The organism is Dyadobacter bucti (genome assembly GCF_005869225.1).
Lineage (GTDB): Bacteria > Bacteroidota > Bacteroidia > Cytophagales > Spirosomataceae > Dyadobacter > Dyadobacter bucti.
This window is the reverse complement of record NZ_SWFP01000005.1, coordinates 482,968-495,655: the sequence shown is the minus strand read 5'-3', so window position 1 is coordinate 495,655 and position 12,688 is coordinate 482,968. Positions and strand designations below refer to the sequence as shown.

The window sequence follows — 12,688 nt, the reverse complement described above, 5'->3', positions numbered from 1 at the left end:
TCCTTGCTATCATGAACCGCATTGTTTTTCTTTTACTTCTTGCCCTCACATTCTTTTTTCAGGATACTGTTTCCGCCCAGATTCAAAAGCCCAAGGCGCAATGGACCTATACTTTTTCCAAAAATGAGGTAAAAAAAGGTGAAACCGTGGACCTGGTTTTTACGGCGGTGATCGATAAGGACTGGTACATGTACTCTTCCGATTTCGACCCGGACCTCGGACCTATGCTGACCAGCTTCACTTTTGAAAAAAACAACTCTTTTGAGGTAGTAGGAAAGCTGAAACCGCAGAACCCCAAAACGAAATTCGAGGAAGTATGGGGTGGAAATGTGCGCTATTTTGAAGGAAAGGGAGTTTTTAAGCAATCTGTAAAGATACTTACCGACAATCCAGTTATAAAAGGAAGCTCCGAATACCAGACATGCAGTCATGTATCCGGCCTGTGTATACCGGGAAGTGACGATTTTGAATTCAAGGGATTAAAAGTAGTTGCTGCCGCTGCACCGGAAACCAGCCCGACTGTCGGTGCCAATGTTCCCGCTCCTGAAACTGCTGCTCCTGCGGTTGCAGAAAATAATAATGACACGGTTTCATCCGCTATTACTGCTGCCGCAGAAACTGATACTGCCTCCAATGCATCTGAAAAAGCCGCTCCGACAATCCAACTGACAGATTCAGAAGATCCTGCGGCCACTGGCTCTTTGTGGGGATTTGCCCTTGCAGCATTTCTGTCCGGCCTTGTTGCCCTGCTTACGCCCTGCGTTTTCCCGATCATTCCCATGACCGTTAGCTACTTTACCAACCAGTCGAACGGAAAGGTAAAAGCATTGCTGTACGGCATTTCCATTGTGCTGATCTACACATTGATCGGAACGGTGGTATCCCGGCTCAACGGCCCTGCCTTTGCTAATTTTCTGAGCACACACTGGTTTCCGAACCTGCTTTTCTTTGGGATTTTCTTTGCGTTCGGGCTTTCTTTTCTGGGGCTTTTTGAAATTGTCCTGCCCAGTTCCTTTGTGAATAAAATGGATGCAAAAGCCGACCAGGGCGGTTATCTGGGTATTTTCTTTATGGCATTTACATTGGTACTGGTATCTTTTTCATGCACCGGGCCTATCGTCGGCAGTTTGCTGGTCGCTTCGGCAGGGGGCGCAGTGGTGAAGCCTATTATTGGTATGGCCGCGTTTTCATCCGCATTTGCTATTCCGTTTACATTGTTCGCGCTTTTTCCTCAATGGCTGAAATCACTGCCAAAATCAGGCGGCTGGCTCAATACCGTAAAAGTTGTACTCGGTTTTCTGGAACTGGCGCTCGCGCTCAAATTTTTCAGTATCGCCGACCAGGTTTACCACTGGCGGCTGCTCGACAGGGAAATTTACCTGGCTTTCTGGATCGTGATTTTCGGAATGCTTGGGTTTTATCTTTTGGGCAAAATACGCACCCCGCACGATTCCGAAGTGGAACGTGTGAGCGTACCAAGGATCCTGCTTTCGATCATCACTTTCACTTTTGTCATTTATATGCTTCCCGGCATGTGGGGCGCGCCTCTGAAAGCATTGGCAGGCTACCTTCCTCCGCAATCCACAATTGATTTTGACCTGAGCAAAAGAACGGCAGGAATAGCTTCATCCGCAACATCCGGAGAAACCCGAAAGTATACCGACCTGTTCCATTTGCCGCACGAGCTGGATGGGTTCTTTGATTATAAAGAGGCTATTGCCTATGCCAAAAAAGTGAACAAGCCCGTTTTTATTGACTTCACAGGTCATGGTTGCGTGAATTGCCGTGAAATGGAAGCCCGCGTCTGGCCGGATCCTGAGGTCCTTAAACGTCTTCAGAATGACTATGTGATCGTGGCGCTTTATGTGGATGACAAAACTGAGCTCCCTGAATCTGAATGGTACACTTCCAAATATGATAATAAGGTCAAGAAAACCATAGGTGCGCAAAACGCGGATCTTCAGATCGTCAAATACAATAATAACGCCCAGCCGCATTATTGCCTGATCGACCACGAGGGAAATTTGCTGGTTGCCCCAAAAAATTACGACCTGAAACCGGCCAATTTCGCAGCATTCCTGGATAGCGGTAAAGAGGTTTTCAAATCGAAAAAACAGGGCTGATTTCTGTCGCAAGTAACCCCCGAAAAAGTCGCTTTATCCCCCTCTGAGTTTGTTGAATGTTGTCTAAACTTGCATCAGTAATTTTTCATTCAACACCTTAACTTTCAGAAAAATGAGCAGTCCTATTTACCCATGTCTGTGGTTCGATGGCAACGCAAAATCCGCCGCGGAATTTTACTGTTCTGTTTTCAAAAACTCAAAAATCACCACGGATACGCCAATGGTGGTAATGTTTGAAGTGAACGGATATAAGCTGATGGGGCTCAACGGCGGGCCGCATTTCAAATTCAACGAGGCTGTTTCGTTAGTTGTGAACTGCGACAGTCAGGAAGAAATAGATTGTTATTGGGAAAAACTTACATCCGACGGCGGCGAGGAAAGCATGTGTGGCTGGCTGAAAGATAAATTCGGGTTTTCCTGGCAGATCATCCCTTCCGGCCTGGGAGAATTAATGTCCGACCCCGGACGCGCCCAGCGGATCATGGCGGAAGTGATGCAGATGAAAAAGCTCGATATGGGAAAAATTATGAGCGCGTGATTTATTACTTCAAATAAAACACCATGAAAACCGACTTTGAAACTACCTACAAGACAACCATCAATGCACCCGTTGAAAAAGTTTGGGATGCTCTCACCAATCCGGCCATCGTAAAACAATACTTTTTCGGTTCAGACCTGGAAACCGACTGGCAGGTAGGCAGTCCTATTTATTTCAAGGGCGAATATGAAGGGAAATATTATCAGGATAAAGGAACCGTGCTGGAATTTGTCCCTAATAAACAACTGGCCTACTCGTACCTGAGCGACTGGACAAATATGGAGGATTTGCCTGAGAATCATCTCCTGGTGAAATATGAGGTTGAAGAAGCCGACGGCAAAACCATATTAAAGATCAAACAAACCAATTATGATGCCGAAAAAGCCGAGCATTCCGAAGCCAACTGGGGCACGGTAATTGATGGTCTGAAAAAACTGGTTGAATAGCGCAAAGTCACGAATAGGAAAATCGCATTACAATGAAAATCCACACAACCAATTACGAAAATACATTTATCGAGATCGCCGACGATTCACCTGCATCGGCAGGTGAAGTACCGCCAATAAAAGGGGATACTAAAACCGTGGCCAGCATTCAGTTCGATATGGTGCGTAAAAACCCGTACAAGTTTACGTCTGACGATGTGCTGTTCCATGTTTTCGCCGAACGCAAAGATCTCACGGAAAACGAGCTTGAAGAAGCCCGGAAGGCGTTTTTCTCAAAAGGGCAGGCCTGCTTCCGCGCGTCTCCCCTAACCAAACGTTACGGCTGGGGCGTTCACAGCAACGCCGAAGGGAAAATCGCGATATACGGCTCTGAAACCGAAGAGTATCAGAAACTTAAAAATGATAAGAACCTCAAGGTCTTGAAAGCGATGAAATCGGCCAGGTGATAAAAAGTCGCTATTACCATTGCATTTTAGCTTATTACAAAGGATAATCCTGCTGCATCTGGTCCATTGAATTTTTCACCATTTTTTCCAGCACGGCTGTATCTATATCGGCCAGCTTTTTGACGTAAATACAGGCTTTGCTGGTCTTGTGTTTGCCGAATTTCGCGAGCAACTCTTCTCTTTCCTTAAAATCATAAGCAAGATACAGGGTTATCGCATTGACCCTGGAAGACAGGCCGACGCGGGGCGCATCACCTTCGTGACCGCTTTCGTATTTGTAATGGTAGGTACCAAAGCCCACAATGGCCGGACCCCACATTCTGGGTTCAAAACCGCTTGACTTAGCAAAAATATCAACCAGTGTTCTGAATTCTTCCCGCCTCTTTTCGTCGGGAATGGCGTCCACATAGGCTGCAACGCTTGCTTCGGTTTCGATGGTTTTATTTTTCGCCATGATACTGATTGGTGACAGGTTAGGAGATGAATAGGCTGATGGTTTGAATTTAGTCAAAAAATCTCAGCTGATATTCAAAAGCCTTTTGATGTTTCCCGAACGCAGCATATCCCTGGTCTTTGCATCAGCTTCGGTATCCCTGAGCGCCTCTATCCGCCACAATTTCGACCAGTAATCGAGTATGGGCGCGTGGGTACCAAAGGCAAATTTATCTGTTCCGAATTGTTTCGGGAGCTCGCCCGGATTTATGATGCTATGTCCCGAAGTATCCATTACCACATTGGTTTATTTAAACAAAGCCACTTTCCCGGCATTCAGCTCAATGCTGTTTGAGACGTTGAGGATCAGATATCTTGCGTCAGGCACAGCATTGATGACCGGCATGATGTTTCACCAAATGATCATTTAGAAGGAGATTACCGCTGCGGGAGATTATTTCTTCTTCTGACTGTCTTTCGTTACTTCACGGGCTACTTTTTTAAGCTGCGCATCAAATCCCGCATCCACATTTTCAGGGCAAAATTTGAGCTTGGCGGGCGACTCGTTGAATAACACCGCATACCATACCAGGCCGCCCAGAAAGCAGCCTGCTTCATTGGCATGATTGGCGTCAAAAGCCAGTTTCTGACTTTTATCCCATCTGTAACCCACATGAAGAGAATTCGCCTGGTCTGGCAGAATAGGATATTTTGGATTTTCAAAATCGAAGTTAGTATCAGGCTTGTAGGCAGTTTCAGGATCTGAATTGATTTTCCAGAAAGCATCACCCACCGGGAATAACGATATCCCAAGTTCGTTGGCTACTGCGTGGTAGGCAGCCCTCGACTTCTCATACATTTCCTTTGCATTTTCTGCAAACTGATTGTCAGCAGTTTGCGTGAATTTCTTAGCATCCACACGGTACGCCCAGGTCTGCTGCATCACAATCCTGGCCTTAGGCTGGATGGATCGCACCAGATCGAAAAGTTTTTTGGCATAAGGCGAATAAGTAGTGACATCCCCCGAATTCATAGAATTTTGCTGGATCGTCACCACATCCCAGTTCCCGCCGGCCAGGAGCTGCCGCAGTGATTTTCCATTATAGGCTTTGCCTTTGGGATCATCAGGATTTTTTTCAGCAGCTTCTGCTATTTCCCAATGTCTTTGCAGGGAACATCCACCCAACTCAGCACGCCCGATCTTCAGAGGATGCCCGCCTTCCTCTGCCAGCTGCGGAAGGTAACGGGTAGCATTTTGCGAAAAACTGTTCCCAATCAAAAACAACCTGAAGGTATCTGCCTTTGCAGTTATCTCGGCGCCTGCAATTACCGGAAAGCACGTGTAAGTCAGGAACAGAAGCGACAGCAAAACAACAGTAATTCCCGAAGGTTTAAATTTGTTGAACTTCAATTTCATTATTTTTTTAGGTTTAGGAAGAAAATCTCTGATCCGGGCTATCGCAGCGCAATGCTTGCTTATGTATTGCCCAGAAAGTCTGTATCATGTTTCCAAAGATATCAGATTCAAAGCAAAACAAGGCTCGAACTACGATTTTATTAGCCGCCAGCGCAGGACCTCAGTCAGGAAGCCTGGCCGAGTTTATCACGGAAATCACTGCGCTTGAAAAAAAGGAAGATCAAGGTCCCGAGCTGAAAAGATAACTGACGGTGAACCAACGCCATAGGTATTCGCCGCTACCCTGCATGTATTGAAGGTATGGCTGAGCAGTTTTTCAAATCTTAAGTTGTATTTCGAAGAAAAAGAGCAACAACTATTCGCTCAACTAACTGACAACATATCTCAAGCACGAAGTTACTTTTCAACAGCAATGGCAATCAGCTTGAAGATGCATTCAAACAGCTTATTGAACGTTTTCTGTAACAAGGCAGAGCTGGAAAGTTGTATTCCAGCACATTTTCAATTTGTTTCAAATGCTCAGGCCAAGCCGTTCACAACTGGCTGCCTGAATGGGATCATTTCATCAGATGTTAAAATTTGCAAGTCTCCGATTCTGACAGTGAACAAAAATGGATCCAGAGAGCTGGCCTTGGCTGCTGTTGGCAGAATAAGAAGGGAAGTGATAGCTCAGTGTAAGTCCTCTTGGACATTAATTGACAAACAAATTACAACATCATTATACTGGGGCAATGTGTATGTGATTGAACCCCATATTCCGTGGCAATCACTTTATGCCATTTGCTTACTGGTAGTTGCGGGGTGATAATCAGCGATGTCTTACCATGCCTGTCTTCGATTATCCATCAGGGCTGCCACGGAATTGGGTGGTCTGACCTCCCCTATTTTCCGCTCAGCCAGAAGCTGGATTCAAAACCTATAACCGAATTTGCGTAATTATAGTGTATCCTTCCAAATCGACTTATTTTTTAACAATTTTTCTCGCAACAAACCAACCTGAGACATCCCGCTGCCCAAAACAAGATCATGAAATTTTTGTAATGAAAAATTGGCACCTTCCTGTTTCTGATAATCTTCCCGAAGTTTGAGGATTTGCAATTTGCCTATGCTATAATACAGATAACCCGGATCGAATGTGCCACGGAGCGCTTCCCGTTGCGAGGGTTTTTCACCCTGATACCAGTTATCCATAAAAAATCTCGTTGCTTCGTCGACATTCATTCCCTGGCAATGCATTTTGACGGACACGCACAAACGGCATAAACGAAGCAATGCCTCTCCCGACTGGGCAAGCCGGTATTTGGCAACTCTTACAGGATCGCCATTGTCACCAAACCCTTCGTCGAGCATCATTTTTTCAGCATAATGCGCCCAACCTTCCACAAATGCATAGCTATAGAAAGCCTTTTCGATCCGCGTGGCCGACGAGGCTTTCAGATGCTGAAATTGCATATAATGACCAGGATACGCCTCATGAATGGTGACGACGTCGTTCGTAAAATAATTGAACTGTCGCAGCCAGTCTTCCTGCTGTTTCGATGTCCATTTCGGGTCAACCGGTGTGATGTAATAGTAGGCTTCGGTTCCTTTCGTCTCAAAAGGACCAGGCGCGTCCAGTGAGGCCGTGGTCAGTCCGCGCAAGAATTGGGGCGTTTCTTCAATCCGGACCCTATCCTCCGTTGGCAGGCTAACGATCTTTTTGTCTACGAGATACTGTCTTATAGATTCAAGTGTTTTTCGGGTGTCAGAAATCAGGTTCGCTGCCGTGGGGTGATCATTTTGCAGATCGTTGTAAACTTCAATCGGCTTTTGCCATCAGGGAATCATTTTTTACTTCTTTCAAAGCCGTTAACAGATCTCCTTCCAAAAATGCCGCTGATCCACGCGCAATCAGAATGGCTGTTTCAACATAAGGTTTAGCCAAACTGTCGAGCAAGTTTAACTTTGCATTTTTGAATACTTCCGGAGCGCGTTTTTCCATGGCAATAATGGATTTGACCCGCTCCTCAATTGGCGCATAGTCCCTTTTCACATAGGCATTTGCATCAATAACAAAAGCGTAATTAATCGGATTCGTAGCATAAGCATTCAAATCCTCAATGTTAAAAATTTCTGTCTGAATGGAGTGTTGTAAAATCCTAAGATCATAAAACTCTTCGTCACTCAATGAAGCTCTGTCCAAACCGGAAAGCCGATTGTCATCCTGTTTGAGTCTGGCTAGCTCCCTGTCAATAGATATTTTACTGTAATCCGTCACTTTGCCATCATATTCATGCAATCCGAGAAAACCGCCCATGTAGGGCCGCCATGCAAGGAAATTCAGGGTGATACTATCCGACATTTCCGTGAAATTAACATGATTTTTGTCGGACTTTTGCTCGCAGCAAAATAGCGCCAGGGACGTAGTCACTAATAATAATTTCCTCATATCAAGGTAGGTATAGATTTGGAAGGTCTCTCAAAAATTCGATTTTTGTCAAAAAAGTCAGCAGCTGTTCAGATATAATCGATGCACCGTTTTTTTTATTATCCAACGCAAAATCGGAAATTGACAGTCGGAAAAATCAATATCCGCTCATGCTTGTCCATGAGTTGCAGACCCAGTAAAGGTATCGCATATAACCGTCGTTGCTGAGCAAATACCAACCTTCTGGCACCCGACATTTCGTCAACTTCTAATGCATCAACGCCGCGTATATGCGCTTCAAGAATCCCTCTTTCTTTCTCGCTACATGTTTTGATCATAGGGTGCTCTTCTACCTCGCAGATTGGAACGTCTGTCAGGGAAAGACCATTTTCCCCCTTTTTTCCCAAAAACTATTCTTTACTTCCAGGAATATGCGAGTAACCGGCATGTAATTCATTCTTGCAATGATCTCCTTTTTGGCAGGCGTTAGTGAAGGTGTGAAGTCAGAGTTTCGCAACACGGAAGTAATTATCATTGAATGTCATGCCGCCAGCCTCAGCCGTCAACCCTGGAGTGAATCCTTCCCAAAGCGTCAGCACACGGCCACCGGACCGATCTCTGGCTTCCTAGTACAGGTACTTCGTGGGCGGCTTGAGGGAGTTCCCAGGGGCCGTTCGACCCGCCAGACCTGCACCTACTACAATTACTTTTTTGATCGTTTTTTGCGGAGATGCAGCCACACCAATTGGCAAAGTAAGGCCAGCGGTTGCCGCAGTTGAATTTTTCAGGAAGTTTCTGCGATTCATCTAATATGAGGACGACTGTTTAAGTATATGGCCAAATGTCATTAACAGCCCATTTATACCCGGTCAGCATCAATAAGTTATTAAATGGGCAAGTTGTGAAGGTAATGCTGGGATTTGGGAATTTTGAGAATCCTATGCGCTCTACAAATTTAGGACTTGATCCCCAATAAGTAGGTAGCACCGTATCTATTGCAACTAAAGCAAAAAGCACCTAGCAAATTAATGCTAAGTGCTTCACATTCAGGGCTCCCGAAGTTGGGCTCGAACCAACGACCCTCTGATTAACAGTCACATAAAATATTCCTTTTTTTGTTTTTGCTCATTTTTCGATACTTATATAATCAATTAATTACCAGCATTTTAAAAAATTAATTTCACGATTTATTTGGTGATGTCTTTCGTTATTTTTTAATTTACTATTGCAAGTTTATTGCAACTAGAACGAAATGACCAACGATCATGAGCGCTACAACGGTAAATTTATTCCTCGACAAAAGAGCTTCAAAAGGTGATGAAGGTGTGATAAAATGGTTGGTTTCTCATGAGGGAAAACAGCGACTTTTCACCACAGGTTTGAAAATCTCAGAACAGGACTGGGACTTTCTCAAAAAGCACAAATCCGGTATGCCCGGACAAGTGAAAAACGACTACAGAAGGAAGTTATGGAACAAGCTTTTCGGAAGTACTTATGAGGAAGAGTATACTGGCAAAGAAGTCGAAAGTTTCCTAGGCAGAGCCCGGACAATTGTGGGCAAGCTTGATGACGACTTCAGCTTTGAGCGATTCGCATATGAGATAAGTATGTTTGGTCAGGAATCGAAGCCTAGCAAGGAGACAAGGGATAAAAACAATGTCATTCAGGCTCTCACTTTGAAAGCAAATGAAATGAACAAGGAAGGCCGGATTGGAAATGCACTGAGCTACACCTCGACGTCCACATCATTGCTGCGTTTTCTCGAGTCTCTCACCGAAAAGCAACGTCAGGAATTGCTGAGCCTTCCGCCCTTACCAATCAAGGAAGCGAAGAAAAAAGAGATTGTACTCCGCTTTGAATATCTGACTCCAGCGTTTTTGACGAGTTATGAGAAATGGATGCTCAAGCACGGTCGAAAACGCAGGGGACCGAAAGGAAGCTCATCCCCCGCTACCCTGACAACCGTTGGTATATATTGCCGGCACATTAGATCTGTTTGTAATGACGCCATTGACGCGGGCATTATGAATAGGGAGTTATACCCTTTCGGCAAGAGAAGGTATATGATACCAGCTGGCAGCAATACCAAAAAAGCACTCAGCAAGGATGACGTGCTAAAAATCATAATGCATAAATGCAATCCAGGATTTGAACAGCGAAGCCGTGATCTATGGGTTTTTTCCTATTTATGTAATGGGATGAACATGAATGACATTTGCCGCATTCGCTGGCAGGATATAGAAGGCGACCGATTAACCTTTATCCGCCAAAAGACTGCTCGCTCAACCAGGGGCAACCAAAACGTGATCAAGGTTACCCTGTTCAAAGAAACTTTTGATATAATTGAACGCTGGGGGGTAAAGAGCAAAAACCCTAAAGATCATGTCTTCCCATTTTTGGAGCACGATATGACACCAGAAAGACAAAAGACCGTAATCAATCAGGTGGTGAAAATCACAAATCAATACATGAAGGACATTGCGGCTGCTAATGAAATCACAGGAGACGTTAATACGTACAGCGCCAGGCACTCTTTTGCAACGATCCTTCTGCAATCAGAAGCGCCCCTGGCATTTATCAGCCAGTCGCTCGGCCACACTTCGATTTCAACAACGGAAAGCTATTTAGGTAGTTTTGATGATGAAAAAACAAAGAAATATCTGAGCGCGTTATTATAGTTTTTGGCCCTAAATATCGTCTAGGTAGTCAGTATTGAAATTTCAAAGCATGGAGCACTTCAAGGAATATTTCACATTCTTACAAAAATTTGACCTTCGACTATCTGAAATCAGGGACAAGCGCGAACCTGCCGAACTCGGCCCAATCTTCAAATCAGGATATGATATTACCCATCAGACCCCACATTTCTCATTGCAGTTTGCAAGGCATCTGCAGATCTTAAAAGACTTGGCTGTCATCGACATTATTGGCGCAGATGTTGGGAGACGAAAAGCATATTTAGATCAGGCAAAGAAGCTTTTATCCCTATTCAACAGGTTTTGGGAAAATTACTTTCGTCATCACCCTTCGAATGGAGAAAACTTGCAGGACAACTTTCTGCTTATCGTCGAATTTGCAGAGATCTTCTACACCGATCTTTTGGAACCTAATAAAACAGACGCAATCGTTACCCCCGAGTTTGTCGAGGATCTTTGCGATTCAATTAGGGAAAGAGAAGAAAGTCTGGCCGACTTTATCGCGGAAATCACTGCGCTTGTAAAAACGGAAGGTCAAGATTCGGAGGTAGAAAAGATCAGTGATGGTGAACGGACGCCAATACGAATCCGCCGCTATCCTGTATTTGTCGAAGGTATAGCCGATCAGTTTTTCAAGATCTTCAAGGAGTATTTTGGAGAGCAAGAGCAGCAACCGTTATTCACGCTGCTGACCAACAACATTTCTCCTAGGCAGAAATTGCTTTTTAACAGCAATGGAAATCAGCTTGCTGATGCATTCAAGCAGCTCATTGAAGCGAATTTGATTGTTTCCTGTAACAAAGCCGAACTCGAAACTTGGATCATTGCGCATTTTCAATATGTGTCAAATGCCCAGTACAAACCTTTTACGACTGGCTACCTGAATGGTATCATTTCGTCGGACGCCAAACAATGTCAGTCTCCGATCTTAGAGGTAAGAAGAAAGAATGGAACCGAGTTCTTCATAGTACCTATAGCTCGAACTAAGAAAAGCAGTCCATCTTAACAGATTGTCGAAACAAAGCTTCGAATTGAATACAAAAATTCTGCGAGATGTTTTCTTTAAAATGTTTCAGGGAAGAGTGGTAGAAAAATTTGATATCAAATAACACACAGACCCGTCAAGATCAGCAATTTGTTGAATATAGTTTCAGGACAACGCAGTTTGGAGATGCCTTATTGAAATGTCAATATACCTCTTATTTGAAAACAAGCTTCTCTTTCTGTCGCTCCACTCATCTAACCTCTGCGTTATAATCTCTGTTTGAAAAGACCCCTGATTCGTGCCAATGTAATCAATTGAGGATAGAAGTTCGAGGCCAAAGTCCGAATAGAAATCTCGCAAGAATTCTATTGTTTTGGTCGCAATAGCTAGAAGTTCTGGATTTTCATAAACATGCTTTTTGACGGTCTCATAGCCGTCCCCAACGAGGGTTAATGGCTCAAATGGCTTTTTGTTCATATCACTAAAACCCATTATATAGCTTCCATTCAATGCATTCAAAACAAATCGTACTTTGCCAGAATACGGTCCATAGAAATTAGCTTCATAATCCAGTTTTAAATATTTTTTTGCGCCGAATTTTTGCAGAAAGTAGCAGACTTTCTCAGCTGAAAATTCTGAAACATACTCACCATGGCGAACTAGGTCGTAAAGTACAAAGAGTAATAATGCCCGAGCATCCGTCAATTTTACCCTCTCATTCTTCAGATGCTCTTTGATTTGATCTGTTGGCTCATAGACAAATATTTCTATGTCTAGATCCTTGAGTTTGTTTTCAATAATCTTCTTAACCTTTTCCCATTTAAGCCCCCCGTTACCTGCTCCAAGTGGTGGAATAGCTATGCTTTTAATCTGGTTATCCTTGATCACGTTAATCAAATCTTCCAAACCATCCTCAATATATTCGTATTCTGACGGCTTTCGCCAGTCAATTTTTGTTGGAAAGTTAATAATTAACTTTTCACCAGAGTCTGCGTTGTAGTCTTTTGTGACAAACATCTTTCCAACTACAACACTTCTACTTTTGCTGGCATTTTCATAAGATTTAAAATTGTTAGGATATGCTTTTTTGAATTGCAATGCAATGCCTTTCCCCATAACACCGACCGTATTCACAGTGTTAATTAATGCATACGCCGTACTATCCAAAATATTACCAGTTATGTATTTTATCATAATT

16 protein-coding genes are annotated in these 12,688 nt (G+C 43.9%); 7 read left to right on the top strand and 9 right to left on the bottom strand.

Annotated features, from left to right (window positions below; all coding sequences use genetic code 11):
* Positions 1–11 precede the first annotated feature (11 nt).
* The 4 genes from FBF61_RS18925 (at position 12) to FBF61_RS18910 (ending at position 3,553) form a co-directional block, all read left to right on the top strand.
* Complete coding sequence (locus FBF61_RS18925) at positions 12–2,123, top strand: protein-disulfide reductase DsbD family protein (protein WP_138480133.1); 2,112 nt, start codon at positions 12–14, stop codon at positions 2,121–2,123.
* Positions 2,124–2,235: 112 nt separating this feature from the next.
* Positions 2,236–2,661, top strand: a complete 426-nt coding sequence (locus FBF61_RS18920) for a VOC family protein (protein WP_138480131.1) — start codon at positions 2,236–2,238, stop codon at positions 2,659–2,661.
* A 23-nt stretch (positions 2,662–2,684) separates the two neighbouring features.
* Entirely contained in the window at positions 2,685–3,107 is a 423-nt protein-coding gene (locus FBF61_RS18915; protein ID WP_138480129.1) for an SRPBCC family protein, read from the top strand.
* A 32-nt stretch (positions 3,108–3,139) separates the two neighbouring features.
* The gene (locus FBF61_RS18910) at positions 3,140–3,553 is read left to right on the top strand and encodes a DUF6157 family protein (protein WP_138480127.1); all 414 of its coding nucleotides are present in this window, start codon (positions 3,140–3,142) and stop codon (positions 3,551–3,553) included.
* A 34-nt stretch (positions 3,554–3,587) separates the two neighbouring features.
* On the opposite strand, the gene FBF61_RS18905 is transcribed toward FBF61_RS18910, so the two are convergent.
* The 3 genes from FBF61_RS18905 to FBF61_RS18895 all read right to left on the bottom strand — a co-directional run bounded on the left by FBF61_RS18905 (position 3,588) and on the right by FBF61_RS18895 (position 5,402).
* Entirely contained in the window at positions 3,588–4,007 is a 420-nt protein-coding gene (locus FBF61_RS18905) for a DUF1801 domain-containing protein (RefSeq protein WP_138480125.1), read from the bottom strand.
* A gap of 63 nt (positions 4,008–4,070) precedes the next feature.
* Positions 4,071–4,280: an amidohydrolase family protein gene (locus FBF61_RS18900; protein ID WP_138480112.1), complete on the bottom strand. Its 210-nt coding sequence runs from the start codon at positions 4,278–4,280 to the stop codon at positions 4,071–4,073.
* 159 nt (positions 4,281–4,439) lie between these two features.
* Positions 4,440–5,402: a DUF4886 domain-containing protein gene (locus FBF61_RS18895; protein ID WP_138480110.1), complete on the bottom strand. Its 963-nt coding sequence runs from the start codon at positions 5,400–5,402 to the stop codon at positions 4,440–4,442.
* A gap of 328 nt (positions 5,403–5,730) precedes the next feature.
* Here FBF61_RS18895 and FBF61_RS18890 point away from each other — a divergent pair, with 328 nt between their 5' ends.
* Positions 5,731–6,207, top strand: coding sequence for a hypothetical protein (locus tag FBF61_RS18890; RefSeq protein WP_138480108.1), 477 nt, complete (start codon positions 5,731–5,733; stop codon positions 6,205–6,207).
* A gap of 131 nt (positions 6,208–6,338) precedes the next feature.
* Here the strand turns inward: FBF61_RS18890 and FBF61_RS18880 are convergent, their stop codons facing one another.
* The 5 genes from FBF61_RS18880 to FBF61_RS35600 all read right to left on the bottom strand — a co-directional run bounded on the left by FBF61_RS18880 (position 6,339) and on the right by FBF61_RS35600 (position 8,615).
* A complete protein-coding gene (locus FBF61_RS18880) occupies positions 6,339–7,187 on the bottom strand; it encodes a DUF885 domain-containing protein (RefSeq protein ID WP_374756626.1) in 849 nt (282 codons plus the stop codon).
* Positions 7,188–7,200: 13 nt separating this feature from the next.
* A complete protein-coding gene (locus FBF61_RS18875; protein WP_138480103.1) occupies positions 7,201–7,830 on the bottom strand; it encodes a DUF885 family protein in 630 nt (209 codons plus the stop codon).
* Between the two features lie 98 nt (positions 7,831–7,928).
* Positions 7,929–8,216 (bottom strand): hypothetical protein, encoded by a 288-nt coding sequence (locus tag FBF61_RS18870; protein ID WP_166444553.1) that lies wholly within the window; start codon positions 8,214–8,216, stop codon positions 7,929–7,931.
* A complete protein-coding gene (locus FBF61_RS35605) occupies positions 8,183–8,344 on the bottom strand; it encodes an FAD-dependent oxidoreductase (protein WP_138480099.1) in 162 nt (53 codons plus the stop codon). The genes FBF61_RS18870 and FBF61_RS35605 overlap by 34 nt, the downstream gene beginning before the upstream one ends.
* A 91-nt stretch (positions 8,345–8,435) precedes the next feature.
* On the bottom strand, positions 8,436–8,615 hold the full coding sequence (locus tag FBF61_RS35600) for a twin-arginine translocation signal domain-containing protein (RefSeq protein ID WP_138480096.1): 180 nt from the start codon (positions 8,613–8,615) through the stop codon (positions 8,436–8,438).
* 459 nt (positions 8,616–9,074) lie between these two features.
* On the opposite strand from FBF61_RS35600, the gene FBF61_RS18855 reads away from it, so the two are divergent.
* Both FBF61_RS18855 and FBF61_RS18850 read left to right on the top strand, forming a co-directional pair.
* Positions 9,075–10,487: a tyrosine-type recombinase/integrase gene (locus FBF61_RS18855; RefSeq protein ID WP_138480094.1), complete on the top strand. Its 1,413-nt coding sequence runs from the start codon at positions 9,075–9,077 to the stop codon at positions 10,485–10,487.
* 49 nt (positions 10,488–10,536) lie between these two features.
* Positions 10,537–11,511 (top strand): hypothetical protein, encoded by a 975-nt coding sequence (locus FBF61_RS18850; protein ID WP_138480092.1) that lies wholly within the window; start codon positions 10,537–10,539, stop codon positions 11,509–11,511.
* A 144-nt stretch (positions 11,512–11,655) separates the two neighbouring features.
* Here FBF61_RS18850 and darG read toward each other — a convergent pair whose 3' ends face one another.
* Complete coding sequence (darG, locus tag FBF61_RS18845; RefSeq protein ID WP_138480090.1) at positions 11,656–12,684, bottom strand: type II toxin-antitoxin system antitoxin DNA ADP-ribosyl glycohydrolase DarG; 1,029 nt, start codon at positions 12,682–12,684, stop codon at positions 11,656–11,658.
* Positions 12,685–12,688 lie beyond the last annotated feature (4 nt).